The sequence below is a fragment of the Cellulomonas dongxiuzhuiae genome, assembly GCF_018623035.1.
GTDB lineage: Bacteria > Actinomycetota > Actinomycetes > Actinomycetales > Cellulomonadaceae > Cellulomonas > Cellulomonas dongxiuzhuiae.
The window spans coordinates 642,402-668,807 of the sequence record NZ_CP076023.1 but is presented as its reverse complement, the minus strand read 5'-3'; the positions used below and the strand labels follow the sequence as shown (position 1 = coordinate 668,807).

General features: G+C 75.8%; 20 protein-coding genes. 10 read left to right on the top strand and 10 right to left on the bottom strand.

Going from position 1 to position 26,406, the window contains the following annotated elements; all coding sequences use genetic code 11:
* Positions 1-92 precede the first annotated feature (92 nt).
* The 4 genes from hpt to dacB are packed head-to-tail and all read right to left on the bottom strand — an operon-like array spanning position 93 to position 4,342.
* The gene (gene hpt, locus KKR89_RS03125) at positions 93-647 is read right to left on the bottom strand and encodes a hypoxanthine phosphoribosyltransferase (RefSeq protein WP_208197225.1); all 555 of its coding nucleotides are present in this window, start codon (positions 645-647) and stop codon (positions 93-95) included.
* Between the two features lie 3 nt (positions 648-650).
* Entirely contained in the window at positions 651-1,793 is a 1,143-nt protein-coding gene (gene tilS / locus KKR89_RS03120; RefSeq protein ID WP_208197224.1) for a tRNA lysidine(34) synthetase TilS, read from the bottom strand.
* Positions 1,794-1,817: 24 nt separating this feature from the next.
* Positions 1,818-2,906, bottom strand: coding sequence for a zinc-dependent metalloprotease (locus KKR89_RS03115; protein WP_208197223.1), 1,089 nt, complete (start codon positions 2,904-2,906; stop codon positions 1,818-1,820).
* Between the two features lie 53 nt (positions 2,907-2,959).
* Positions 2,960-4,342, bottom strand: a complete 1,383-nt coding sequence (gene dacB, locus KKR89_RS03110) for a D-alanyl-D-alanine carboxypeptidase/D-alanyl-D-alanine endopeptidase (RefSeq protein WP_307802230.1) — start codon at positions 4,340-4,342, stop codon at positions 2,960-2,962.
* Positions 4,343-4,519: 177 nt separating this feature from the next.
* On the opposite strand from dacB, the gene KKR89_RS03105 reads away from it, so the two are divergent.
* Entirely contained in the window at positions 4,520-5,017 is a 498-nt protein-coding gene (locus KKR89_RS03105; protein WP_191780394.1) for an inorganic diphosphatase, read from the top strand.
* A gap of 65 nt (positions 5,018-5,082) precedes the next feature.
* On the opposite strand, the gene KKR89_RS03100 is transcribed toward KKR89_RS03105, so the two are convergent.
* Positions 5,083-6,540 (bottom strand): C40 family peptidase, encoded by a 1,458-nt coding sequence (locus KKR89_RS03100; RefSeq protein WP_251140995.1) that lies wholly within the window; start codon positions 6,538-6,540, stop codon positions 5,083-5,085.
* 582 nt (positions 6,541-7,122) lie between these two features.
* Between KKR89_RS03100 and KKR89_RS03095 the strand changes: the two genes are divergently transcribed.
* The 5 genes from KKR89_RS03095 to KKR89_RS03075 all read left to right on the top strand — a co-directional run bounded on the left by KKR89_RS03095 (position 7,123) and on the right by KKR89_RS03075 (position 12,707).
* Positions 7,123-8,442 carry a bifunctional o-acetylhomoserine/o-acetylserine sulfhydrylase gene (locus tag KKR89_RS03095; protein WP_208197222.1) on the top strand — a complete coding sequence of 440 codons (1,320 nt, stop codon included), beginning with the start codon at positions 7,123-7,125 and terminating at the stop codon, positions 8,440-8,442.
* Between the two features lie 39 nt (positions 8,443-8,481).
* Entirely contained in the window at positions 8,482-9,789 is a 1,308-nt protein-coding gene (gene metX, locus KKR89_RS03090) for a homoserine O-acetyltransferase MetX (protein WP_208197221.1), read from the top strand.
* A gap of 79 nt (positions 9,790-9,868) precedes the next feature.
* A complete protein-coding gene (locus tag KKR89_RS03085; RefSeq protein ID WP_208197220.1) occupies positions 9,869-10,591 on the top strand; it encodes a maleylpyruvate isomerase N-terminal domain-containing protein in 723 nt (240 codons plus the stop codon).
* A 145-nt stretch (positions 10,592-10,736) separates the two neighbouring features.
* Complete coding sequence (locus KKR89_RS03080) at positions 10,737-11,696, top strand: zinc-binding dehydrogenase (RefSeq protein ID WP_208197219.1); 960 nt, start codon at positions 10,737-10,739, stop codon at positions 11,694-11,696.
* Positions 11,697-11,702: 6 nt separating this feature from the next.
* Positions 11,703-12,707, top strand: coding sequence for an alpha/beta hydrolase (locus KKR89_RS03075; RefSeq protein WP_208197218.1), 1,005 nt, complete (start codon positions 11,703-11,705; stop codon positions 12,705-12,707).
* Positions 12,708-12,717: 10 nt separating this feature from the next.
* On the opposite strand, the gene KKR89_RS03070 is transcribed toward KKR89_RS03075, so the two are convergent.
* Positions 12,718-14,064, bottom strand: a complete 1,347-nt coding sequence (locus KKR89_RS03070) for a restriction system modified-DNA reader domain-containing protein (protein WP_208197217.1) — start codon at positions 14,062-14,064, stop codon at positions 12,718-12,720.
* Between the two features lie 212 nt (positions 14,065-14,276).
* On the opposite strand from KKR89_RS03070, the gene KKR89_RS03065 reads away from it, so the two are divergent.
* On the top strand, positions 14,277-14,570 hold the full coding sequence (locus KKR89_RS03065; protein WP_208197216.1) for an MTH1187 family thiamine-binding protein: 294 nt from the start codon (positions 14,277-14,279) through the stop codon (positions 14,568-14,570).
* Here KKR89_RS03065 and KKR89_RS03060 read toward each other — a convergent pair.
* The 4 genes from KKR89_RS03060 to KKR89_RS03045 all read right to left on the bottom strand — a co-directional run bounded on the left by KKR89_RS03060 (position 14,560) and on the right by KKR89_RS03045 (position 20,438).
* A complete protein-coding gene (locus tag KKR89_RS03060; protein ID WP_208197215.1) occupies positions 14,560-17,565 on the bottom strand; it encodes an FAD-binding and (Fe-S)-binding domain-containing protein in 3,006 nt (1,001 codons plus the stop codon). The genes KKR89_RS03065 and KKR89_RS03060 overlap by 11 nt on opposite strands.
* 59 nt (positions 17,566-17,624) lie before the next feature.
* Positions 17,625-18,065, bottom strand: coding sequence for an OsmC family peroxiredoxin (locus KKR89_RS03055; RefSeq protein ID WP_208197214.1), 441 nt, complete (start codon positions 18,063-18,065; stop codon positions 17,625-17,627).
* A 67-nt stretch (positions 18,066-18,132) separates the two neighbouring features.
* Positions 18,133-19,290 carry an AAA family ATPase gene (locus tag KKR89_RS03050; protein ID WP_208197213.1) on the bottom strand — a complete coding sequence of 386 codons (1,158 nt, stop codon included), beginning with the start codon at positions 19,288-19,290 and terminating at the stop codon, positions 18,133-18,135.
* 17 nt (positions 19,291-19,307) lie between these two features.
* Entirely contained in the window at positions 19,308-20,438 is a 1,131-nt protein-coding gene (locus KKR89_RS03045; protein WP_208197212.1) for a M15 family metallopeptidase, read from the bottom strand.
* 231 nt (positions 20,439-20,669) lie between these two features.
* Between KKR89_RS03045 and KKR89_RS03040 the strand changes: the two genes are divergently transcribed.
* From KKR89_RS03040 to KKR89_RS03030, 3 genes are all read left to right on the top strand, one after another.
* Positions 20,670-21,110: a hypothetical protein gene (locus KKR89_RS03040; protein ID WP_208197211.1), complete on the top strand. Its 441-nt coding sequence runs from the start codon at positions 20,670-20,672 to the stop codon at positions 21,108-21,110.
* Between the two features lie 215 nt (positions 21,111-21,325).
* Complete coding sequence (locus KKR89_RS18545) at positions 21,326-25,459, top strand: S8 family serine peptidase (protein ID WP_208197210.1); 4,134 nt, start codon at positions 21,326-21,328, stop codon at positions 25,457-25,459.
* Between the two features lie 139 nt (positions 25,460-25,598).
* The gene (locus KKR89_RS03030) at positions 25,599-26,342 is read left to right on the top strand and encodes a DUF3806 domain-containing protein (protein ID WP_208197209.1); all 744 of its coding nucleotides are present in this window, start codon (positions 25,599-25,601) and stop codon (positions 26,340-26,342) included.
* Positions 26,343-26,406 lie beyond the last annotated feature (64 nt).

Below are 26,406 nucleotides of genomic sequence, written 5' to 3'. Positions count from 1 at the left end.
GACACTGCCCTTGAAAGTACACGGTGGACCTGCGGCACCCCGGCGGTGTTCGCCCAGGGCACAGGCCACGCGACCCGCGTGCCGGGGCCTCGTCAGGACTGGTAGACGTGCGGCGCGAGCGTCCCGACGAACGGCAGGTTGCGGTACCGCTCGTCGTAGTCCAGGCCGTACCCGACGACGAACTCCGTCGGGATGTCGAACCCGACGTACCGCACCGGCACCTCGACCTTCGCCGCCTCGGGCTTGCGGAGCATCGTCGCGATCTCGACCGTCGCCGGTCCGCGCGAACGCAGGTTGGACAGCAGCCACGACAGCGTCAGGCCCGAGTCGATGATGTCCTCGACGATGAGCACGTGACGGCCCGTGAGGTCGGAGTCGAGGTCCTTGAGGATGCGCACGACACCCGACGACTTGGTGCCCGACCCGTAGGACGACACCGCCATCCAGTCCATCGACACGTCGCCGTGCAGGCGGCGCGCGAGGTCGGCCATCACCATCACGGCGCCCTTGAGCACGCCGACGAGCAGCAGCCGCTCACCCGCGTAGTCCGCGTCGATCTGCGCCGCCATCTCGTCGAGGCGCGCGTGCAGCTGCTCCTCCGTGAGGAGCACCCGCTCGAGGTCGTCACCCATGTCCGCCGCGTCCACCGCTCACTCCCGGTCGTCGTGCTGGTCGTCGTGATCCGCGGGCCGCGGCCCGCCGGTCCCCGTGCGTGGGCGGGCGTCACCCGCCTCGTCGCCGCCCGCGTTCGGCAGGACGAGGTAGAGCCTGCCACACGCACGTGACGCGACCCGGCCGCCGGGCAGGTGGACGGGGCCCTGCCCGCGCCACGCGGTCACCAGCGCCTCGACGGCCAGCACCTGGACGCGCACGAGCGCACCGGGCGGGCATCCGGCGCGCACCGCGGCGTCGTGCAGCGCACGTCGTCGGACGGCGGCGGGGGCGTCCGCGAGCGGCGCGACGTCGAGCACGACGTCCCCGGGGCGAGCGTCGGGCGCGCGCTCGTCGAGGGCCTCCGCGAGGAGGGCGGCGGCCGCGGCGTCGACCGCGTCGGTCGCGTCCGCGAGCGCGTCGGCCGTGCGCGCCAGCGCCTGCGCGACGCCCGGCCCGAGGACCGCCTCGAGCACCGGCAGCACCTCGGTGCGGACGCGGCTGCGCAGCGGCAGGTCCGCGGCGGGCACGGCGGGCAGGGCGGCGGGCGGGCCGTGGGCGGGCCGGCCGTTGGTGGGGTCGTGCCAGGCCACGAGCCCCTGGGCCGCGCAGGCCGCCTCGGTGTCCGCGCGCCGCAGCCCCAGCAGGGGCCGGCGCAGGCGCCCCCGCACGGGCCGCATGCCCGCCAGCGCGCGCTCCCCCGACCCGCGGGCGAGCGCCAGCAGGACCGTCTCGGCCTGGTCGTCGAGCGTGTGACCCAGGAGCACGGCGGCGGCGTCGAGCTCGTCGGCGACGGCCTCGAGCGCGCGGTAGCGGGCCGTGCGGGCGGCGGCCTCGGGCCCACCGGCCGTCCCGACGTCGACGCGGACGACCCGCACGGGGTCGAGCCCGAGCGCGCGACAGGTGGCGGCGGCGTCCCGGGCGACGTCGTGCGAGCCGTGCTGCAGGCCGTGGTCGACGACGACCGCCCCGGCGCGCCACGTGTCGCCCGCGCGGGCCTCCCACGCCAGCCCGGCCGCGAGGGCCAGGGAGTCCGCGCCGCCCGAGCACGCCACGAGCACCGTCCGGCCCGGAGCGACGTCGGCGAGCGCGCGCCGCACGGCCACGCGCACGGCCGCGACGGCCGGCGCCGGGCCCGTCACGGGTGCGCCGTCATCCGTGCGCGGTCATCCGTGCACCCGGCGGACCCACGCCACCGGGTCGCTGATCTCGGCGGCGGTGGGCAGCGCCTGCGGGCCGCTCCACACCGCGTTGAAGCCGTCGAGACCCACGCGTCCCCGCACGGCCCGGACGAACGCCGCACCGTCGCGGTACTGCGCGAGCTTGAGGTCCATGCCCAGCACGCGCCGCAGCAGGCGGTCCACGCCCTTGGCGCTCGCCGCGGCGTCGCGTCGCCGCTCGAACGCGCGCCGGATGGCCCGCACGGTCGGCACGACGCGCGGGCCGACCTCGTCCATCATCACGTCGGCGTGCCCCTCGAGCAGGGCCATGACGGCGCCGACCTCGTCGAACACCTCGCGCTGCCGCGGCGTGAGCAGCGCCAGGACGCCGCCGTCACCGTCCGTGACGGCCCGCACGAGCGCGCCGAGGACGTCGTCGAGCCGGGGCAGGCCGAGGCGCTCGTGGTCGGCGCCGGGCGCGAGGTCCGCCAGGTCGGACAGCAGCTCCGCCGAGCGTGCGCGCAGGTGGGCGGCGAGCCAGGGCGCGGCCGCGAACTGCAGGGCGTGCGTCTGCTCGTGCAGCGCCACCCACAGGCGGAAGTCGTGCCCGTCGACGCCGAGCTGACGCTCGGTGGCCAGCACGTTGGGAGCGACCAGCAGCAGACGCCCCGGCTGCCCGGGCTCGGCCGTGAACGGGTCGTACTGCCCGATGACCTTCCCGGACAGCAGGGCGAGGACGCCGCCGACCTGCGCGGCGGCGGCCAGCCGGGCCGCGTCGGGCACCTCGACCGGGGTGCCGTCGCGGCGCGTCGCCAGGGGCGCCGCCATGACGGCGAACATCTCGGCGTTCGCGGCCGCCCAGCGGGGCCGGTCCACGACGAGGACGCGCGAGATGTGGGCGGGGTCGCGCCCGTCGGCGGGCGTCAGACCGGTCGCGCCGGCGACGTGCCGGGCCGCGACCGCGGCCGCCAGCCGCAGGTCCGTCACGAGCTCGACGAGGGTCGCCCGGTCGGCGACCGGGCCGGGGGCGGCGACCCGACCGGCCAGGCGCGCGGCCGCGCGCCAGTCGACGGGGCCGGGGGCGGTGGGCTGCACCGGCTCACGGTAACCCGCGGGACGCCGGGGCGCCGGGGCGCAGCGGGCGGCCGTCAGCGGCAGCCGCAGCCCGCCAGCGACGCGACGAACCCGTCGATCGCCTGCCGCGGCGCCCACTGCCCGCCGTCGGGCGTCTGGTCCGCCATGACGGCGAACACGAGCTGACGGCGCTGGGAGTCCAGGACCGTGCCGGCCAGCGACGTCACGTGCGGCAGCGACCCCGTCTTGGCGCGCACGAGACCCCTGGCCCCGGACGACGTGAAGCGGTCCGCCAGCGTGCCCGTCAGGCCGCCCACCGGCATGCCGACGGCCACGTCCCGCAGGGCGGGGTGGGCGGGATCCGTCGTCAGGCGCACGACGTCGGCCAGCAGCGCGGGCGACAGCGACGAGCCGTCCCCGAGGCCCGAGGCGTCGGCGAGCCGTGCGCCCGACACGTCCACCCCGAGCGTCGCGACCTGCCTCAGCACCGCCTGGGTGCCGCCGTCGAAGCTGGGCGGCAGGCCGGCGTCGAGCGCGACGAGCCGCGAGACGACCTCGGTGATCGAGTTGTCGGACGTCTCGAGGAAGTAGTGCACGACGTCCACGACCGGCGCGGACTCCACGCGCGCGAGCTCGGCGCCGTCGCCGGCCGCGCCGCGCACCGGGGTGCCCTCGACGGTCACGCCCACCTCGGACAGCCGCTCGGCGAAGACCTTGGCGGCCTGCAGGGACGGGTCGGCGGACCGCGGCGCGTACTCGCCCTCGCGCAGGCGGCCGACGTCGACCGCGAGCGCGGTGACGGGTGCGACGAACCCCTCGCCCACGTTGGCGGGGTCCCAGGTCGGGCTGACCGCCGGGCCGGTGAACAGCGCGTCGTCGACCACCAGGCGCACGCTGGTCACGCCCTGCAGCGCCAGGGACGCGGCGGTGCGCGCTGCCAAATCCGCCATCCCGGCCCGGCCGTAGGTCGCGGCGGGGTCGCCCGCGCCGGCCGCGAGCATCATGTCGCCGCCTCCGACGAGCGCGATCGTGCCGTCGTCGACGCGCACCACACGGGTCGCCAGCGTCGCGTCCGGGTCCAGGGCGGTCAGCGCCGCGACGCCCGTGAGGACCTTCGCGGTGGACGCCGGCACGCGTCCGACCTGCGGCGTGCTCCCCGCCAGGACTTCGCCGGTCAGCTGGTCCACGACGGTGACGCCCACGCTCGGGCCGAGCCGCGGGTCCGCGACGAGCGCGTCGACCAGCGCCTGGACCTGGTCCGGCGCGGGGAGCGGGACCTGCGGGTCCAGGTCCCCCACGGCGCGCGGCACCGCCGTGGGCTCGACGGCGCCCGGCGCCGTCGGGAAGGGCAGCGGGTCCGGGACGGGCGGCGCGAGGGTGACGATGCCGGGCACGACGTCGTACGCGTCGGCCGCCGCGTAGCCACCGGCCGCGAGGACCACCACGAGAGTGCCCACCCCCGCTACCCGTGCCGCTGTGGTCATCGTCACCCGTCTCGTCGGAGCGCGGTTCCGGTACCGCCGCATCGGTGCGTCAGACTACTGTCCGAGACAGCGGCGCCCGGGGACGACGACGCGCCCACAGGCCGATCGACCCCCACCGCCGACGGGCGGGGACGCGTGGAGGAAAGCACAGTGGAGTTCGACGTCACGATCGAGATCCCCAAGGGGCAGCGCAACAAGTACGAGGTGGACCACGCCACGGGGCGTATCCGTCTCGACCGCATGCTCTTCACCTCGACGCGCTACCCGGACGACTACGGGTTCATCGAGGGCACCCTCGGTGAGGACGGTGACCCTCTGGACGCGCTCGTGCTGCTGGAGGAGCCGACCTTCCCCGGCTGCCTGATCCGCTGCCGCGCGCTCGGGATGTTCCGCATGCGCGACGAGGCGGGCGGCGACGACAAGGTGCTGTGCGTCCCGACCGGTGACCAGCGCGCGGCGTGGCGCCAGGACATCGACGACGTCTCCGACTTCCACCGCCTGGAGATCCAGCACTTCTTCGAGGTCTACAAGGACCTGGAGCCGGGCAAGTCCGTCGAGGGCGCCCACTGGACGGGCCGTGCCGAGGCGGAGGCCGAGATCGAGAGGTCGCGCCAGCGCGCGATCGACTCGGGGTACTACAACCACTGACCCGCGTACGCCGACGCCCTCCCCCCGTTCACGGGTGGGAGGGCGTCGCCGCGTGAGGTGACCGGTCAGGGACGTCCCGCGAAGGGCATCGTCTTCGACCAGCGCATCGACGTCACGCGCAGCGGGACGCCGGGCTTCGACGCCTCCATGATCTGGCCGTTCCCGACCCACATCGCCACGTGGTAGATGCTGTTCGGGTCGTTCGGGTTGTCGCCCCAGAACACCAGGTCGCCCGGGCGCAGCTGGTCGTAGCCGATCTTGAGGACCTGCTTGTACTGGTCCCGCGACGTGCGGTTGATGCTGACGCCCGCGGCGCGCCACGCCTGGCTGGTCAGCCCGGAGCAGTCGTAGCCGTCGGGGCCCGAGCCGCCGTACACGTACGGGATGCCCACCTTGCTCTGCGCCCAGGCGGCCGCCGCGGCGCCGGCGCCGGCCGAGCCGCGCGACGTGCCGGTGCCCAGGCCGTAGGGGCTGGACGGGGCGGGCGCGGGTGCCGGGGCCGGGGCCGGGGCCGGGGCGGGCGCGGGCGCCGGGGCGGGCGCGGGGTTGGGTGCGGGCGCGGGGTTGGGTGCGGGCGCCGGGTTCGGGGCGGGCGCGGGGTTGGCCGGTGCCGCTCCCCCGGACGATCCGGACCCCGACCCGTTGCCCGGTGCGGGGGCCGTGCCGCCGCCCGTGGAGCCCGTGCCGGCGCCCGACGACGCGCCGGGCGCGGGCGCCTGCGTGCGCTGCGTCTGCGCCGCCGCCTCCGCGCGCGCACGACGCTCGGCGTCGACGGCGTCCTGGCGGGCCCGCTCGACCTCGGCGCTGGTCTGCCGGGCCGCGGCGAGGGCCGAGATCAGCCCGTCACGCTCCGCCTGCCCCGCGGCGAACGACTCCTCGGTCTGCGTCTGCGTGCGGCGCGCCTCGTCGAGCGCGCTCTGCGCGGCCGCGGCGGCGTCGCCGGCGGCCTGTGCGGCGGCGGCGGAGCGCCGTTCCATCGTCGAGGCGACCAGCAGCGTCGCCTGGTACTCCTGCACGGCCTCGTCGGCCTTGCCCGTGGCCTGGTTGAGGGACGTGGTGCGCCGGGCGACGTCCTGGAAGCCGTCGGCGGACAGCGCGGCCTGCAGCAGGTCGTTCGACCCGCCGGTGCGGGCGAGCTGGCGCGCGAACGTCACGAGCTTGCGCCGGGCCACCTCGGCCTGCTCGGCGGCCTGCGCCGAGCGGCCGGCGGCGTCCTGGGCGCGCGTGCGGGCGGTCTCGGCGTCCGCGACGGCCTGCGTGTAGGACTCGGCAGAGGTCTGGACCGCGACCTCGGCCGACTCGGCCGCCGTGGCGAGCTGGGCGAGCCGGACCTCCATCTGGGCGACCGACTGCTGCGCACGACCGACCGCGGACCGGGCGTCGCGGACGTCGTCACCGGACGGCGCGGCCGCGGCGGGCGTCACCACGAGCCCGAGGGTCAGCAGGCCGACCGGGAGCACCGCGAGCCCGCGCGGCACCCGCCACCCGACCGGTCGGCGGGCGGCGTGCGCGCACGCCGTCACGACCCCTGCTGGAGGGGTCGGTCGGGGGTCGGGTGTCACGCCTGCGTCACGCACGTGGGGCACGCTACCTGTGGGTTTCCCACAAGAGAACACCTGTCACACACGTCCCAGAAGTCACATGGTTGTGGTTCGGGAGCAAACCGGACAGACCCGCTGCGCCGATCGGGTGAACCGCCGCGCGGGCGTCGTCGGGGGCCGCCGGGACGCCGTGCGGCGGGAGCCGCTGGGCCCGCTCCCCCTCGCGGCGCGGGGCGCACGGACCACGGGCGCCGCTCGCCCTCCGAGCGACCGCTGCCCGGCATCCGAGCGTGCACCGTCTCGCATGACAAGACGGGCGTGTCGAGGAATGGGACGGACGTCGTAGTGTCGTGGCATGCCCCGTCGAATGTGTCGCTGACCAGCGCACGTTCTGCCCTGCCCGCGAGCAGGCCCGCCCCCACGTCGAGGTGTCGGTACCGCGGTCAGCCCGGGCCCGGCACGTGCGCATCCCCTGACCCCCCGCGGGGCGGGCGTCGACGGCGCGCTCCTCGGTGACAGTCCCTCACCCACCGACCACCGGCCAGCGCCGGCGAGGAGCACACCATGAGCAACGAGAGCTGGAGCTTCGAGACCCGCCAGATCCACGCGGGCCAGTCCGCCGACGCCACCACCGGCGCGCGGGCCCTGCCGATCTACCAGACGACCTCGTTCGTCTTCGACTCCGCCGAGCAGGCCGCCGACCGCTTCGCGCTCAAGGACCTCGGGCCGATCTACACGCGCATCGGCAACCCGACCCAGGAGGTCGTGGAGAACCGCATCGCGAGCCTCGAGGGCGGCGTGGGCGCGCTGCTGCTCGCGTCCGGCCAGGCGGCCTCGACCTTCGCGATCCTCAACGTCGCCGAGGCCGGTGACCACGTCGTCGCCTCCCCCAGCCTGTACGGCGGCACCTACAACCTGCTCCGGCACTCGCTGCCCAAGCTGGGCGTCGAGACGACGTTCGTCACCGACCCGCACGACGCGCAGGCGTGGCGCGACGCGATCCGCCCGAACACCAAGCTCTTCTTCGCCGAGACGATCCCCAACCCCCAGGCCGACGTGCTCGACATCGAGCTGGTCGCAGGCGTCGCCCACGAGCACGGCGTGCCGCTCGTCGTCGACAACACCGTCGCGACCCCGTACCTGATCAACCCGCTGCAGTGGGGCGCCGACGTCGTCGTGCACTCGGCGACCAAGTACCTCGGCGGGCACGGCTCCGCGATCGGCGGCGTCGTCGTCGACGGCGGCACGTTCGACTACGCGCAGCACCCCGAGCGGTTCGGCAACTACAACACGCCCGACCCGTCCTACAACGGCCTGGTCTTCGCGCGGGACCTCGGCGTCGGCGGCGCGTTCGGCGTGAACCTGTCCTACATCCTCAAGGCGCGCGTGCAGCTGCTGCGCGACCTCGGCGCGGCGATCAGCCCGTTCAACGCGTTCCTCATCGCGCAGGGCATCGAGACCCTGTCGCTGCGCGTCGAGCGGCACGTCGAGAACGCGCAGAAGGTCGCGCGGTGGCTCGAGGCACGCGACGAGGTCCGCAAGGTCCACTACGCGGGCCTGGAGTCCAGCCCGTGGCACGCGAACCAGCTCAAGTACGCGCCGCGCGGCGCCGGCGCGGTCCTGGCCTTCGAGCTCGACGGGGGCGCGGCCGCCGGTCAGGCGTTCGTGTCCGCGCTCGAGCTGCACTCGAACGTCGCCAACATCGGCGACGTGCGCTCGCTCGTGATCCACCCCGCGTCGACGACGCACAGCCAGCTCACGCCCGAGCAGCAGCTGCAGTCGGGCGTCACCCCGGGCCTCGTGCGCCTGTCTGTCGGCATCGAGCACATCGATGACATCCTGGCCGACCTGGACGCCGGCTTCCGTGCCGCCAAGGACGCCTGAGAACCTGCTCCCGGAGCACCGACGGAAGGCCCCCGCACGATGACGCAGCCCGACCCCCGCACGCAGGCCCCGGACCGCACGCCCCGGCGTGCGACGCCCGGTGCCCAGCCCGGTGCGGGGGCGGGTGCGGTCGGGGTCCCGGACCCGCTCGTGGGACGTCGTGCCCGACGCGGCGCGACGCTCGGCAGCCGTCGCCCGCTGCCCGAGCGCCCGCCCGTGCCCGTCACCGCCGCCTGGCGCGACGGCGCCGACCCCGGCGGGCGGCAGTTCGCCGACCTCGGGCCGCTCAAGCTCGAGTCGGGCGGACGCCTGCCCACCGTCCGGCTGGCCTACGAGACGTGGGGCGAGCTCGACGAGGACGGCAGCAACGCCGTGCTGGTCCTGCACGCCCTGACGGGCGACTCGCACGTCACGGGTGAGGCGGGACCGGGGCACCCCACGCCCGGCTGGTGGCAGTCGATGGTGGGCCCCGGGGCGCCGATCGACACGGACCGCTGGTTCGTCGTCGCCCCCAACGTGCTCGGCGGGTGCCAGGGCTCGACCGGCCCCGCGTCCACGGCCCCCGACGGGCAGCCGTGGGGCAGCCGGTTCCCGCTGCTGACCGTGCGCGACCAGGTGGCGGCCGAGGTGCGGCTGGCCGACCTGCTCGGCATCGACTCCTGGGCGCTCGTCATCGGCGCGTCCATGGGCGGGCACCGGGTCCTGGAGTGGGCGGCCTCGGCGCCCGACCGCGTCGACGCCATCGCCGCCATCGCGACGTGCGCGCAGACGTCGGGCGACCAGATCGCCGGCTTCCACACGCAGCTCGCCGCGATCCTCGCCGACCCGCGGTACCGCGACGGTGACTACTACGACGTCCCCGCCGGCGAGGGCCCGCACGTGGGCCTGGGTATCGCCCGGCAGATCGCGCACCAGACGTACCGCTCGGCGGTCGAGCTCGACACACGCTTCGGTCGCATCCCGCAGGGCGCGGAGGACCCGCTGGAGGGCGGGCGGTTCGCGGTCCAGTCGTATCTCGACCACCACGGCGACAAGCTGGCCCGGCGGTTCGACGCGAACAGCTACGTCACGCTCACGCGCACGATGATCACGCACGACCTGGGCCGCGACCGCGGGGGCGTCGAGGCGGCGCTGGCGCAGGTCACGGCGCGGGCCCTGGTCATCGCGGTGGACAGCGACCGGCTCTTCACACCCGCGCAGTCCGAGCGCGTCGCCGCCGCGGTCCCCGGGGCGGGACCCGTCCGGTACGTGCGCTCCGACTTCGGGCACGACGGCTTCCTCATCGAGGAGGACCAGGTCGGGCAGCACGTCGCGGACTTCCTGCGCGAGGTGGTCCGCCCGCGCTGACGCCGCCGGGGCGCCTCGGTCGTCGTGGCACGCGCGGCTCCCGGCTCGCAGGACGGGCGGGACACGGCACCATGGGCGCATGTCCGTCGACGTCATGACCGCCGCCACCGCCCTGCGCGCCCAGTGGGACCGCCTGCACGACTGGGTCGACCTCATGGCGGACCCCCGCCTGGGACGTGAGCCCTCGGTGCTGGAGGGGTGGAACGTCGTCGAGCTCTGGGCGCACCTGGGCCGCGCGATGGACGCGCTGGCCGTCTGCACGCCCACGCCCGAGGGGACGCTGCCCCTCACCCTGGGCGAGTACCTCGGGTCGTACCCCGACCGCGCGGACGACATCGCGGAGACGACGCGGCGCCTCGCCGCCGAGCACGCAGCCGACCCGGTGGGGTACGTGACGGCGTCAGCCCGCGCCGCGCTCGCGGCGCTGGACACGCTGGGCCCCGGCGACCCGGTGGTGCAGGCCCGCCGCGGCCCGGTGCGCCTGTCGACGATGACGGTCTCGCGCGTCCTCGAGCTCGTCGTGCACGGCGACGACCTGTACCGCTCGGTGCGCCGTGCGCGCAGCGCCGACGCCGTCCCGGACCCCGTCGACCCGGCAGCCCTCGCCCTCGTCGCCGACGAGCTGCTCACGATCGTCCGGGCCCGCGGCGGGTGGGACCTCGAGGTCGTCGACGCGCGCCGGTGGGTGCGCCTGGCGGCGGGCCGCGTTCCGTACGACGTCGACGAGCTCGCCCTCGCCCTCCAGGCCCGCTACACCTCCGACGCCGTCCCCGACCTGGGCCGCATGCTCCCCCTCCTGTAACCCCCTCCCACCTGTCGCGAGAGAGCAATCCCGTCACCCTGGGGGCCGCGGCGTCACCTGGGTGACTGGATTGCTCTCTCGCACGGGGGGGCGCGCGGGGGGCGCGGGGGGGGGGCGTCGGGGGGTGGGCGGTTAGCGTGGGGGCATGCTGTCTGCCCGCGTGGTGTCCTTCTCGCCCGACGACCCGTTGACGGGCCTGGAGGTCGGGGACGCGCCCGAGCCCGAGGCCCCGGCCGGCTGGACGACGGTCGACGTGCGGGCCGCGTCGCTCAACCACCACGACCTGTGGTCGCTGCGGGGCGTCGGTCTGCGCGACCAGCAGCTGCCGATGGTGCTGGGCACCGACGCCGCCGGCGTCACGGCGGACGGGCGCGAGGTCGTCGTCCACGCCGTGGTGGGCGGGCCCGACGGGCGCGGCGTGCCGGCCGACGAGCCACGCACGCTGCTGTCCGAGCGCTACCCCGGCACGCTCGCCGAGCGCGTCGCCGTCCCCGCCTGGAACCTCGTCGACAAGCCCGCGGACCTGACGTTCGTCGAGGCCGCGTGCGTCCCCACCGCCTACCTCACGGCGTACCGGATGCTGTTCCGCTCCGGCGCCGCCCAGCCCGGGCAGCGCGTGCTCGTGCAGGGCGCGGGCGGCGGCGTCGCGGTCGCGGCCGTGCAGCTCGGGTCCGCAGCGGGGCTCGAGATGGTCGTCACCGGGCGGGACCCCGCCAAGCGGTTCCGTGCCCTGGGGCTGGGCGCGGCGCAGGCGGTCGAGCCGGGCACCCGCATCGGTCGCGTCGACGTCGTCCTGGAGACCGTCGGCCGCGCGACGTGGGAGCACTCGGTGCGCTCGGTGCGTCCCGGCGGGCGGATCGTGGTCGCCGGCCTGACGTCGGGCGACCCGGAGCCCGCGTCGCTGACCAAGGTGTTCTTCCAGGAGATCAGCATCGTGGGCGCCACCATGGGGACGCGGGACGAGCTGGGCCACGTCCTGGCGTTCCTCGCCCGCACGGGCGTCCGGCCGCTCGTCGACTCGACGTACCCGCTGGCCCGCGCCGCGGACGGCCTCGCGCGCCTCGCGTCCGGCGCGCACGTCGGCAAGATCGTCCTCGAGGTCTGAGGCGACGTGGCCGCGCCGCCGGACACCGCCCTGTGGGACGGCGCCGCCCTGACGGCCGACTGGTCGCCCGACGCCCTCGGCGAGGGCTTCGAGGCGCGCCGCCTGGACCTGCTCGACGACGACGAGGGCGAGGTCACCGCGACGCTCGTGCGCCACCTGCCCGACCCGACGCTGCGCCCGGCGCGGGCCGTGCTCTACGTCCACGGGTGGTCCGACTACTTCTTCCAGCGGCCGCTCGCGCGGTACTGGCAGGCGCAGGGGGTCGCGTTCTACGCGCTCGACCTGCGCAAGTACGGCCGCTCGCTGCGGCTGCACCAGACCCCGGGCTACGTCGAGGACCTGCGCACGTACGACGAGGAGGTCGGCGCCGCCCTCGACGTGGTCCGCGCCGAGCTCGGCTCGGTGGTGCGCATCCTGCTCATGGGCCACTCGACGGGCGGGCTCGTGCTCAGCCTGTGGGTCGCGCGGCACCCGGGCGTCGTGCGGGGCCTGGTGCTCAACTCGCCGTGGCTCGAGCTCCAGGGGTCCTCGCTCGTGCGCCACCTGTCGGGCCCCGCGATCGCCCGGGTCGCGCGCTTCAACCCCAAGGCGGCGCTGCCCAACATCGACCCCGGCTACTACGCGCGGACGATCGCCGCGGTCACGGGCGGGGACTGGACCGTCGACGAGCGGTGGCGCCCCACGCCGTCGTTCCCGGTGCGTGCGGGCTGGCTGAGCGCGGTGCTCGCGGGGCACGCGACCGTCGCGCGCGGCCTGTCGATCGACGTGCCGGTGTTCGCCGCGATGTCCGCGCGCTCCCTCATCAGCCCCCGCTGGAGCGAGGAGATGCGCACGGCCGACATCGTGCTCGACACCGAGGCGATCGCCCGGCGGGCCGTGCAGCTCGGCCCCGTGGTGACGACCGTGCGCGTCGCCGGGGGCATGCACGACCTGACGCTGTCGGCCCACCCCGCGCGCGAGCGGTTCTACGCCGAGCTCACGCGGTGGCTCGTGGCCTACGGCTGGGGCTGAGCGCCGGACGTCACAGCGTGCCCGTGGCCTCCGAGAGCGTCGGGCCGCCGTCGCCCAGGCGCCACGCCCGCCAGCCGTCGACGCCCTCGACGCCGGACAGCGTCGCCGCGGCCACGTCGGGGTCGGCCACGACGCGGCCGTCGGGCAGCTCGATCATGCCGTCGGAGCGCAGCAGCGCGGAGAAGCGCTGACCGCGCCGCTCGCGCACCCACACCAGCGTCGTGACGGCGCGCCGCCGCTTGGCGAGCATCGCCAGCTCGGGGAACGGCCAGTCCGGGCGCTGCTGACGCCGGACGTCGTCGACGACCTCCGCGGCGGGCTGCCCGCGCGGCGGCGTCGGGGCGTCGGCGTCGGCCGGCCGCGCCCCGGCGCCGTCGACGACCGCCGCCCGCAGCCCGGCGACGGGCGTGAGCGTCGGCGGACCCTCGAGCATCGACGCCGTCGGCGGGACGGACGCGTCACCCGGCCACTCGGTGACGTCGGGCCGGCCGGGACCCCCGTGGCGCGGCGACTCGGCGGGCGGCTCCGGCGGCTGCGCGGTGGGACCGGCGGTGCGGAAGGGCAGGGGCGTCGGCTCGGTCACGGTCCCCCGGCGGCCGATGGGCGTGGGCGCGGGCGGCTCGGTGCGCTCGGGCGGCGTGACGGCGCGCAGCTCGCCCGTCGGCAGCGACTTCGGCCGCCCCGCCGGCAGGCCCGGCGCACGGTCGGCCTCGTAGGCCATCGCCGTCGCGAACGCCTCGCTCGAGCGCACGAGGCGCAGCGCCGTGGGCTCGACCGTCCGGCGCACCCCCTCGTGCAGGGCCAGCGGGGAGACCTCGAGGAGGCGACGCTCGTCGCCGCGGACGACACCGACCTGCAGGACGTCGACCTGGTGCTCGCCGCCGCGCAGGAAGCCCAGGGTGTCCGTGGCCTCGGCCGCCACCTCGGAGCACAGCAGCAGCAGCCGCACGCCGCCGTGCCGGCGGCTCGCCGCGGCGCCGAACGGCACGTGCTCGCGGAACGCCGCGAAGTCGACCGCGAACCGGCTGGGGTCCACGTGGTAGGCACGCGCCAGGTCGGCCGTGGTCATGCGGGCCGCCGCACCCCCGTGGCGCAGCGCCGCGACGATCGCGTCGTCGTCGAGCACCTGGGCGACGGCGACCACGACGGGGCGCCCGGACGCGTCGAGCGCGAGCATCTCGGGCAGGTCGGCGCGGTCGGACGTGCCGCGCGCGCGCACGACGAACAGGGGCTCGCCGGCGATCGCGGCGAGGTGGTGCGTGACCAGGGCGGTGACCTCCTGCGCAAACGACCCCGCGAGCGGCTGCATCGGCTGGACGAGGCGTGGGCGCCCGTCGTCGAGCTCGAAGATCGGCATGTCGCGTCCGGGCCTTCCTTGCACAGCGGGGCGGTCGTGACGTCGACACGTCGCGGGCGCGGCGTGCGGCGTCGCCCGGACACTGTCCCACATCTCGGGCGGACCAGTCAGCCCGTCGGAGGGCGGACAGGGTCCGTCCGACGTCCTGGTCAACCGTTCAGGTGAACGTCCTGCCGGTGGACGCGCGCGCGACGCGGGGGCAGGGTGGAGGCATGCTCATCGCCTTCTCCGTCGCGCCGCTCGGTGCCGGCGAGTCCGTGTCCCAGGCCGTCGCCGACGCCGTCCGCATCGTCCGGGAGTCCGGTCTGCCGAACCGGACGGACGCCATGTTCACGACCCTCGAGGGCGAGTGGGGCGAGGTCATGGACGTGGTGCGGCGCGCGACCGAGGCCGTCGGCGCGCACGGGCACCGCGTCAGCCTGGTGCTCAAGGCCGACATCCGCCCCGGTCACACCGGCGAGCTCGACGGCAAGGTGCAGCGCGTGGAGGCCCTGCTCACGGACTGACGGCGTCGCCCGCACCCTCGGTCCGCGCGCGCTGCCCGGGCAGGCGGGACGCCAGCAGCTCGGCCAGGTGAACGCCGTGCACGTCCGCGAGCTGCTCGGCCTGCGTGCGGCACGAGTAGCCATCCGCCAGGTACACGTCGCCCGGGGCGGCGGCGCGCAGGGCCGGCAGCAGCGCGTTCTCGGCGACGGCCACCGACACGTCGTAGTGGCCCTTCTCCATGCCGAAGTTGCCGGCCAGGCCGCAGCAGCCCGCGAGCGCGGAGAAGGTGGCGCCCGCGTCGGTGAGCAGCCGGCGGTCGGCCGTCCACGTCATGACCGAGTAGTGGTGGCAGTGGGGCTGGACGACGGCCGTGACGTCGGACAGGTCCGGGACCTGCCAGCGGTCGCCGGGGCCGACGGGTGCCGGCGCGGTCAGCAGCTCCGCGAGCGTGCGCGTCTCGCGCTGCACGGCGACGGCCCGGGGGTCGTCGGGCAGCAGGTCGACGAGGTCGCTGCGCAGCACCGCGGTGCACGAGGGCTCGAGCCCGACGATCGGGATGCCGTTGACGGCGAACGGCCCGAGCACCTCGAGCAGGTGCTCGAGCTGGTGGCGGGCACCGTCGAGCTGCCCGGTGCTGATCCACGTCAGGCCGCAGCACGCGTCGTGGTCCGGGACGAGCACGTCGTAGCCCGCGTCCCGCAGCACCGCGACGGCCGCGTGCGCGACGGACGGGGCCAGGGTGTCGCTGAACGAGTCGGTCCACAGCAGCACGGGCGGGCGCGGCGCGGGGTTCCCGGCAGCGTCGGGGTTCCCGGCCTCGTCGACCGTGTCGACCGGCAGCGTCACGGTCGCGGCGTCGCGACGCCCCACGACGCGCACGTCGCCCGACCGCCGGCCCGTGCCGCGCGCCCACGCGCGGAACGGCACGGGCGCGAAGTTCACCATGCGGCGGCGCGTGTCCATGCCGCCGAGCGCCAGGACGGCCTTGGCGACCGGCCGCACGCCGAGCACCGCGTTCGCGAGCGACGCGAGCCCCGGCACGGCCGTGACGAGCCGCGCCCACCGCGGCAACCAGCCCAGCGCGTAGTGGTTCACGGGCCGCAGCCGGCGACGGTACGTGCGGTGCAGCACCTCGGACTTGTACTGGGCCATGTCGACGCCCGCGGGGCAGTCCGACGAGCACGCCTTGCAGCTCAGGCACAGGTCGAGGGCCTCGTGCACCTCGGGCGAGGACCACCCGCGGGAGACCAGCGAGCCGTTGGCCATCTCCTGCAGCACGCGCGCACGGCCCCGCGTCGAGTCCTTCTCGTCCTTCGTCGCCAGGTACGACGGGCACATGAACCCGCCCGCGGCGCTGTTGTCGGCGCGGCACTTGCCCACGCCGACGCACCGGTGCACCGCGGTCGTCATGTCGCCGCCGTCGTGCGCGAACGCGAACCCGCCGGAACCCGCGAGCAGCGGGCGCGCCGCGGGACGGCGCAGGTCCGCGTCGAGCGGGCGCGGCCGCACGAGCACACCGGGGTTGAGCAGGTCGCGGGGGTCGAACAGGTCCTTGACGGCACCGAACAGGTCGATCGTGCGCGGCGAGTACATGAGCGGCAGCAGCTCGGAGCGCGCGCGCCCGTCGCCGTGCTCGCCGGACAGCGAGCCGCCGTGCCGCGCGACGAGGGCGCCGGCGTCCTGCATGAACGCGCGCAGCGGCTCGCCCGACCGGGTCATCGGGATGTCGAGGCGCAGGTGCACGCACCCGTCGCCGAAGTGCCCGTACGCCAGGCCGTCGACGCCGTGGTCCGCCATGAGCGCCTCGAGCTCGCGCAGGTAGGCGCCGAGGCGCTCGGGCGGGACCGCGGAGTCCTCGAACCCCGGCCACGCCTGCTCGCCCGACGGCGTGCGCCCACCCAGGCCGGCGCCGTCCTCGCGGATCCGCCACATCGCCGCGGCGTCGGGCCCGGGCGGGAAGATCCCGACCGCGTCGGTGCCCGCGGACCCCGCGAGAGCGCGCGCGGTGGCCATCGCCTCGTCGAGCGTCGCACCGCCGACCTCGCACATCATCCACCCGCCGCCGGGCGGCAGGTCCGGCACCGCGGAGGCGCCCTTGACGCGCCGCACCACGTCGACGAGCCGCGCGTCCATGCCCTCGATCGCCAGCGGCGCGTGCGCGAGGAGCGCGGGGACGTCGTCGGCGGCCGTCGCCATGTCGGGGTAGCCGAGCACGACGAGCACGGGCGCCGACGGCACGGGCACGAGGTCCACCGTCGCGCCCAGGAGCGTCACGAGCGTGCCCTCGGTGCCGACCAGCATCTTGGCGAGGTCGGTGCCGTGCTCGGGCGCCAGGTGCTCCAGGGAGTAGCCCGAGACCTGGCGGCGGAACCGGCCCAGCTCGGTGCGGACCACGTCGAGGTGGCTGCGCACCAGCGCGTCCAGGCCGGGCACGACGTCCAGCGCGCCCGCTCCGGCACCGGCGGTGAACCGGCGTCCCGTGCCGTCGACCACGTCGAGCTCGACCACGTTGTCCGCCGTGCGCCCGAACGCCACGGCACGCGGCCCGCACGCGTTGTTGCCGATCATGCCGCCGAGGGTCGCGCGCGCCTGCGTCGACGGGTCGGGTCCGAACCGCAGGCCGTGCGGCGCGGCGGCCCGCTGCAGGTGCGACATGACGACGCCCGGCTCGACGCGCGCGGTGCGGGCCTCGGGGTCGATCGACAGCACCCGGTTCACGTGCCGCGAGAAGTCCAGGACGATGCCGGTCCCGACCGCGTTGCCCGCCACCGACGTGCCGCCGCCGCGCGACGTCAGCGGCGTGCCCGTCTCGCGCGCGACCGACAGCGCCGCGAGCACGTCGTCGACGTCCCGCGGGAACACGACGACCTGCGGCACCACGCGGTAGTTCGAGGCGTCGGTGGAGTACTCCGCCCGGCGGCGGGAGGAGTCGTCCACGCTCCCGCGCACGACGGCACGCAGGGCGTGCACGAGGTCCCGGACGGCGGTCCCGGTCGCATCGGTCGTCACAGCCACGATCGGCAGTCTCCCACCGCGCCACCGGGACCTGCACCGGCCGTCCGGAAGGCAGGCGCTCAGGACTCCAGCGCGGCGTCCAGCGTGATCTCCGTGCCCGTCAGCGCCTTGCTGACCGGGCAGCCCTTCTTGGCGGACTCGGCGGCGGCGCGGAAGCCCGCCTCGTCCAGGCCCTCGACCTCGCCGCGGACCTTCAGCGCGATGCCCGTGATGCGGAAGCCGCCGGCCGGGTCGGGGCCCAGGCTCACGTCGGCCGTCACCTCGAGGGCGACGGGCGTCCCGCCGGCCTCGGCGATGTCCGCCGACAGCTGCATCGCGTAGCAGGACGAGTGCGCCGCGGCGATGAGCTCCTCGGGGCTCGTCGTGCCGTCGGCGTCCTCGGCCGCACGCTTGGGGAACGAGACGTCGTACGTGCCGACCTTCGAGCTGCTGAGCTCGACCTGGCCGCTGCCGTCCTGCAGCGTGCCGTTCCAGGCGGTCCGTGCGGTGCGCGTGGGCATGTCCACTCCTCGTACGTCGGTGGGTGGGCGCGGCCCGCGCCCACGTCCGACCCTAGGCCGCACGGTGTCAGCGTGCGCGCTCCAGGTGGGCCGCGACGACGTGCGCCGGTGCACCGGCGGCTCGCAGCGCCCACGCCGCGCGGGCGTGCAGCGCGCGGCGCTGCCCCTCGTCGAGCGCGGCGTACAGCGACGTGCGGACCAGGTCGTGGCGGAACACGAGGCGGTCCCCGCGCGCGTGGACGACACCCGCCGCGAGCCCGTCGCGCAGCGTCCGCCAGCACTCCGTCACCGGCTCGCCCGCGAGTGCGGCCAGGTCCCCGACGACGAAGGACGCCCCGAGCACCGACGCCTGCCCGAGCAGCGTCAGGACCTGCGGGCCGAGGTGCTGCACGTGGGCCAGCCCGACCTCGTCGAGCTCGTCGAGCCATCCCGTGCCGACGGCCTCGACGACCCCGCCGCTGCGCTCGAGCACGCCGCAGGCCTCGGCGGTGCGCACCACGTCGACGACGAGGCGGGGGTTGCCGCCCGTGGTCCCGAGCACGCCGCGCAGCGCCGGACCGATGCTGCTCGTGTGCAGCAGGTGCTGCGCGAGCTCGACGGTCGCCGCGGGTCCCAGCGGCCGCAGCTCGAGGTAGCGGGCACCGGCGCGCGTCCAGCCCGCGACCACGACGTCAAGGTCGGCGCGGTGCGGCACGCCGCGCATCGTCATCACGGTCAGCGCGCGCGGCAGCGCCCCCTCACCGGCGAGCCCGGCGAGCAGGTGCAGCGTGCAGGGATCGGCCAGGTGCACGTCCTCGAGCACCAGGACCCAAGGACCGGCCTCGCCGCGGCGCCGCACGAGGGCCGCGAACAGCTCGTCCGCGCGCGCGAACCGGGCGGGTGCGTCGGAGCGCTCCCGCGGCAGCACCTCCAGGAGCGCCGTCAGCTCGGCCACGACGGGTCCCGCGTCGTCGCGGCTGCGCGCGGGCCCCAGCAGGGCGTCGGTGAGCATCGCGTACGGCGGCGCCGTCGGGCCGACGGCGCGGCCGAGGTAGACCTGGATCCCGAGGAGCTCGGCGGCCCGCTGCAGCGCCTCGACGAGACGGGTGCGACCCACCCCCGCCTCGCCCTCGAGCAGCACGGTCGCTCCCCCGCCCGTGGCGACGGACGACAGCAGCTCGTCGATGTCGTCGAGCTCCGCCCCGCGCCCGACGAGAGGGCGCGTCGGCGACGTCGGCTCGGTCATGCAGCCGATCGTATGACTCAGCCGACGTACTCCCAGTGCCACGCCTCCGGCTTGCTGCCACCGGCGCGGGCCCAGTCGGGCAGGATCCACTGGAACGAGGGGGCGTTGTCGCGCATCCACTGGTGCTGCGCGGTGCCGAAGCTCTGCACGCCGCCGCCCAGGTCGACGGCCACACCCATGCCGTGGTTGGACGTGCCCGGCGCGGCGCACATCCTGCCCTTGGCGGCCCGGCAGGCGACCTGCCCGGCGTACGAGCGGTAGGAGTCGGAGATCGTCAGGGGCGCGCCGAACCGTGCGACGTACGCCGCGTTGAGACCCTCGAGGGCCTCGGCCGCGTCGCAGCGCAGCTGCGCGGCGGGGGCGAACGAGGGGCTGCACAGCGCGGACGCGGGCACCTTGCCGTTCGCGTAGCCGCCCAGCGACGCCTTCCACGCGGCCCGCCGGGCCGCCTGCTCGGCGGCGGCGCGCTCGGCCTCCTGCGCGGCCTGCTGGGCGGCGACCTGCTGGGCGAGCTGCGCGGCCTCGGCCTCGGCCCGCTTCTGCTCGGTCGTGCTCAGGACGACCTGCGCCGCCTGGCGGACGCGGTCGAGCGCCTCGCGCAGCGGTGCGGTCAGGGGGTCGGTCGTGTCGGGGAGCGTCGTGTCGACGAGGGCGTCGGTCTCGGCGGGCGATGCGGCGGGGGCCGCGTCGTCGGTCGCGGGGGCCGCGTCCGTCGTGGGCTCGGCGGTCGGGCCCATCGTGGCCGAGTCGGGCGTCGTGGTGGGGCTGGTGGGGTCCGCCTCGCCACGCTCGGCGCTGCGCGAGGCGCTCTTGTCGCGCCGGACGACGGGCTGCGCGTCGACCTGCGCGATCGCGGCCTGCAGGTCGGCGGTGGCGGCGTCGAGCTCGGCGAGCACGTCCTCGGGGACGGCGACCTGTGCGGCGTCGGCCCGCACGCGCCCGACCTGGTCGACGGCGGCGATCGCCGCGTCGACCGCCTGCGCGCGCAGCTGCGGCGACGAGGTGCCCGCTTCGGTGGCCAGCGCGAGCGCCGCCTCGCCGGCGACGGACGCGGGGCTCGGCTCCTCGGCCTCGGCCGTTACGACGACCGCGCCCATGCTCAGGACCAGCCCGAGCGCCACCCCGGTCTGGGCGATGCGGACGGGCACGCGGCCCGGGTTCAGGGCGCGGGGGAGGGCTGTCGACGCGGGGCCCGGGGCGGCGTGCCTGCCACCCGACGACCGACGCCGGATCCACTTTCTGTCACTCACGCGAAACACGTTAAGTGTCTCGGACGACCGTCCAGCCCACTTGAGGCTCGGAGCAGGCGAAGATCTTGTGCACATCCTGTTACCAAGCCGTCACACGTTGGGACCTCGGCTCCCGATACCCTGGCGCACGTGCCTGCAGACGACGTGCGACCCGCAACGGCCGGCACCGTCCCCTCGACCCCGGAGCCCGCTCCGCGCGACAACCTCGACGACCTCTACGACATCGCGCGCCTCGCGCGCCGTCTCGACGTCGAGCACGCCACGATCCGCGTCTGGCTGTCCCGCAAGGTGCCGTGGCTGCCGCAGCCCGACGGCCGCCTCAACGGCGGCGCCGTGTGGCGCGCGACGACCCTGGAGGGCATCGAGGACCGCCGTTTCCGCCGGCGCCCCGGCCGCAAGCCCCGCTTCACCGCGGCCCCCGCCGCCGCCGACGTGCCGCGCACCGGCTCGATCCCGATCGTGACCGCCCGGGTGCTCGCGGACCGCGCGCAGACCCCGGCGCCCTCGGCGCCGTCCCCCGTCGGCGCGCCCACTCCCCCGCACGGCGTGGAGTCGTTCGCGGCACACTGACCCCCCGCGAGGCACCCCCGGCGGACCCGGCGAAGCCGACAAAGCCGACCGAGGGGGAATTCGTGAAGATGGGGTGACGAAACGCCTACCGGTCAGTAGCGTGCACTCGTGCCCGGGGCGCTGTGACAGCAGCCACACCCAGGTGTGACGTCCCGGGGCTCTCCCGTCGTGACGTCTGCCCGTTCCGCTTCGTCCGACACCCCGGGATGAGACACATGCCACGTCGCCCGATCGCCGGCCTGACCGCCGTCTCCGTCGTCCTCGCGGGGGCCCTCCTGGGCGCCCCCGCCGCCGCGGCCGCACCCCCGCCCGGCGACCTGTCCGGCCTCCTCGTCGCGGGCGGCCTGCCCGCCGGGCAGCCCGACGGCGTGGGTGAGGCGCTCGCCGACGCGACCGGCACCGTCACGGCCTTCGTCGAGCTCAGCACGCCGTCGGGCGTCGAGGTCGCCGCCGACGGCGGCACCCCCGCGCAGGTGCGGGCCGCTGCGCAGGCCACGCAGGCCGCCGCCGAGGACGTCGTCCCGGCCGAGGCGTCGCAGGCACGTGCGCGCACCGCCGCCGCGCAGCCGCAGCGGCTCGCGACCCTGACCAACCTCGTGTCCGGCGCCCTGGTGCTCGGCGACGCCGAGCAGCTGCGCGCGCTCGCCGACGACCCGGCCGTCGACTCGGTCCGCCTGGTCGCCACGCGCACGCTCGACAACGCCGCGCAGGTCGAGTTCACCCGCGCCCTGGCCACGTGGCAGAGCACGGGCGTCCTGGGCACGGACGTCACCATCGGCGTCATCGACACCGGCCTGGACTACACGCACGCCGACTTCGGTGGCGAGGGCACGGTCGAGGCGTACGAGGCCGCGTACGGCGAGGACGGCACGGGCCCCGTACCGGCCGGCTCCTACGACCCCGCCAAGTTCCTCGGCGGCTACGACTTCGCCGGCTACGACTACGACGCCGACGGTGAGGGCGACCAGCTCGTCCCCGCACCCGACGAGAACCCCATCGACGTGAACGGCCACGGCACCCACGTCGCCGGCACGGCGGCCGGCTACGGCGTCACCCCGGACGGCGAGACGTTCGACGGCGAGTACGACGCCCTGACGTCCGTGCGGGACTGGCCGCTCGGGCCCGGGACGGCACCGAGGGCCGGGATCTACGCCCTCAAGGTCTTCGGCGACATCACCGGGACGACCGCCCTCACGGCGCTCGCGCTCGACTGGGCCGCCGACCCCGACGGCGACGGCGCGTACGACGACCGCATCGACGTGCTCAACCTCTCCCTCGGCGGCGCGGCGGCCCCGGCGGACGACCCCGAGTCCGCCCAGATCGCCGAGCTGACGGCCCTCGGCACGACCGTCGTGCTGTCCGCCGGCAACGAGGGCGACGTCGAGGACGTCGGCGGCTCGCCCGGCAACGGCTTCGCCGGCCTGACCGTCGCGTCGTCCGTCGGCAAGGACCTCCCCTTCGACGCGCTCGAGGTCACCGAGGCGTCCGACGACGCCCTCCTCGGCCGCCACGCCGGCCAGAACTCGGTGAACTACGCCGGGGACGACGACGTCACCGCCCCGGTCGCGTACGTCGGCGCGCAGTTCGACGGGTGCGACGCCTTCACGGCCGAGCAGGCCGCGGCCGTCGCCGGCAAGATCGTGTACCTGTGGTGGGACGACGGCACCCGCAGGTGCGGGTCGGGCCCGCGCTTCGACAACGCGGCGGCCGCCGGCGCGGTCGGCGTGCTCCTGCCGACCGAGCTGCCGGTGTTCGCCGCCCTGATCGGCGGCAACGCGGCCATCCCCGGTTTCCAGATGACCGCCGCGACCACCGACCGGCTCCTGCCGGAGATCGAGGCCGGCACGCTCGTCGTGCGGATCGGCCCCTCCCTCGCCCTCAGCGCCCGGGAGGACGTCGCGCCCGACACCCTCAGCTCGTTCTCCTCACGCGGCGTGCACGGCTCGCTCGGCTGGGGCAAGCCCGACGTCGCGGCCCCCGGCCAGTCGATCGTGTCCGCGGGCGTCGGCTCCGGCAACGGCGGGACGACGAAGAGCGGCACGTCCATGGCGGCGCCGCACGTGGCCGGCATCGTCGCGCTCGTCCGGGAGGCGCACCCCGGGTGGTCCGCCGCCCAGGTGAAGGCGGCGGTGGTCAACACCGCGACGCACGACATCGCCACCGAGCCCGGCGGCGACCTGTTCTACGGGCCGGCGCGCGTCGGCTCCGGACGCGTCGACGCGCTCGCCGCGGTCACGCAGGACACCCTGGTGTACAACGCCGAGCGGCCGCAGCAGACGTCCGTGAGCTTCGGCGTGGTGCCCCTGGCGGACGAGACGGTGACGATCCGCAAGGCGGTCACCGTGCAGAACCTGGGCTCGACGGCCCGCACCTACAGCACCGAGGTCACGTCGAGCACGACCTCGGGCGGGGCCACCATCACGGCGGCGCCCGCGAGCCTGCGGGTCCCGGCGGGCGGTACCGGCATCGTCACCCTGACGTTCACGGCCGACCCGGCCACCGTCGCGCGTGACATCGACCCGACGCAGGAGGTCGAGCAGATGGCCGACTGGCCGCGCGAGTACGTCTCGCAGGTCTCCGGCCGGCTCGTCCTGACGTCCGGCGCCACGCAGTGGCGCCTGCCCGTGCAGGCCACGCCGCGGCCCACGACCGACCTCGAGGCGGCGGACGTCACGTTCCCGGACCCGGCTGCGGAGACGGCCGAGCTCGCCTTCAGCGGGCGCGACGTCGAGGCCGAGGGCTGGGAAGGGCTGGCCACGCCGCTGGTGCACGCGGCCGACTCCCCGCGCCTGGAGCAGCTGCCGGCGGGCGCGGAGACGTCGCGCTCGACGGTCGCGGCCGGTGACATCCGGCACGTCGGGTGGGCGTCGACCGCACCCGCGGTCGCGGCTGCGGGCAGCGACCCGGCAGACGGGTTCCTCGGCATCGGCATCGCGACCGACGCCGACTGGGCCGTCCTCGGCAACTCCCTGCGGCCGTGGGTCCTGTTCGACACCGACGGCGACGGCGACACGGACTTCCGGACGAGGGTCAGGAAGTACGTCAACGCGACCCAGGACTTCTTCGACTACACCGTCGTCGAGACGTTCGACAGCACCGGCAAGCAGGTGGGCACCTCCGACCTGCTGTACCCGTTCGCCGGGAACTTCGAGATGGGAGCGTTCGACAACAGCACGGTCGTCGTGCCCGTGCCGCTCGCATCTCTCGGTGTCGAGCCGGGCGACCGCGTGGGCGTGACCGTGCAGATGCGCAGCGGCTACGCGTTCCCCGCCGACGGGATCGTCGACGAGGTCGCGCAGTTCACGGTCGACCCGTACGACCCGCCGCTGTGGTTCGGGTCGAACCTGCGTGCCGACTTCGTGTCGCAGGCGTTCGACGGTGCCACCGTCGACGTCCACGGCGGCCCGGGTGCCGCCGAGGCCGACATCCTGGTGCTGCACCACCTCAACGGCACGGGCGATCGCGCGCAGGTCGTCGACGTGACGGTGCCCGACGTCGTCGAGACGACCACGACGCTCGACGTCGAGTCCGCGTGGACCGCCGGCGAGGAGACCCTGTTCCAGATGACGGTCACCCCGCGCGAGGCCACCGGCACGTTCACGCTGTACGACGGCGACACCGAGCTCGGCACCACCGAGGTCGTCGACGGGGCGGGCGTGTGGGGCACCGCGTCCCTGGGCGCCGGGACGCACCAGCTGCGGGCGGAGTACCGGCCGGACACGCCGGTCTACGCACCGTCGACGTCGAACGTGGTGGAGGCGGTGCTCGCACCGTCGGCCTCGACGACCACGCTGCGCGTCGCCCCGGCCGTCGTCCGGTACGGCCAGCAGGCCACGGCCACCGTCACGGTGACCGGCCAGAGCTGGGCACCGTCCGGCACGGTGACGATCAGCGAGCGCGGCAAGGTGCTCGCGACCGCGGACGTCACGGTGGACGGGCTCACGGGCACGGCGACGGTCCCGCTGCCGCGCACCCTGACGACGGGCACGCACGCGCTCGTCGCGGTGTACGAGGGCACCACCGACGTGGCGCGCTCCCAGGGAGCCACGCAGGTCCGGGTCGTCCCGGGGTCCTCGACGGCGACGCTCGAGACCGCGACGTGGACCGTGCCCGCGGGCAGCACGCCCACCGTCACGGTGCGCGTGGGCGGCGGGGACGGGGCACCGGCCGCGACCGGCCGCGTCACGGTGCTGCTCGGGCTGCGGCCCGTCGGCACCTTCCGCCTGGTCGACGGGGCCGCGACCGTGACCCTGCCCGCGGTGCGGACGTCGAGCGTGGTCACCGCGCTCTACCTCGGTGACACCGGGTATCTGCCCACGGCGACGGCGCACACCATCCGCGTCGGCTGACCTCGCCGCCCGCGTCGAGCGGGTGTCGTCCGGGCATCCGTCCGGGCGACACCCGCTCGTCCGTGTCAAGGCGTGGTGCGGCGGAGCCGATGGTCCCGGCATGGGACTGGACCGACGGACGCCGCAAGGGAGCGGATCCGTGCTGCCCACACCCCACGGACCGACCGACGTACCCCTGCCCGCGGGTGCGGGGGACGCCACCGTGGACAAGGGCCGCGCGCCGGACGAGGTTGCGCTGCTGCGCGTCGTCGAGCACCTCGCGGACGTCCCGGACGGTGCCGCGGCGGACGGCGAGCCGGAGAGCGACGAGGCGACGCAGGACCCGGCGGACGACACGGCGGACGACCCGGCGGGCGACCCGGTGGACGACACGGCGGACGACCCGGCGGACAACCCGGCGGACAACCCGGCACCCACTGCCGCGTACGAGATCGGCCCGGTCGCGGCGGCGCTGTCGGACACGCGCCACCGCATCGACGAGCTCAACGCGCCCGAACGGCTCTTCCTGGCGCAGCAGCGCGCGCTGGTGGCGGGGCTGTGCGCGGACCCGTCCGACGCCGCGCTCGTCGGCGCCCTGTTCGACCGCGTGCGCGAGCAGTGGCAGCAGGCCGACGACCGCCCCGACCCGCGACCGCTCGCCGACGTGTTCGGGATCGCACTCGGTGACCTCGTGTGCGCGCAGGCCGAGGACCTGGGCTGGGCCACGTGCAGCGACCGCCACGGCACCGAGATCGTGCTGGCACGTGAGGACCCCGAGATCCTCGTCTACCCGGTCGCGGCCGTCGCCCAGCAGTGGGACGAGGCGAGCCCGGGCTGGTTCCTGCGGCACCTGGCGACGGTCGTCCAGGGTGTCCTGCAGGACCGTGCTCCGACGGGCGGCTGACGCCCCCACGACCCGCGGGTCCCGGCCGCCTCACCGTCCCCCGGAGGCCGCCGGGGCCCGCGTC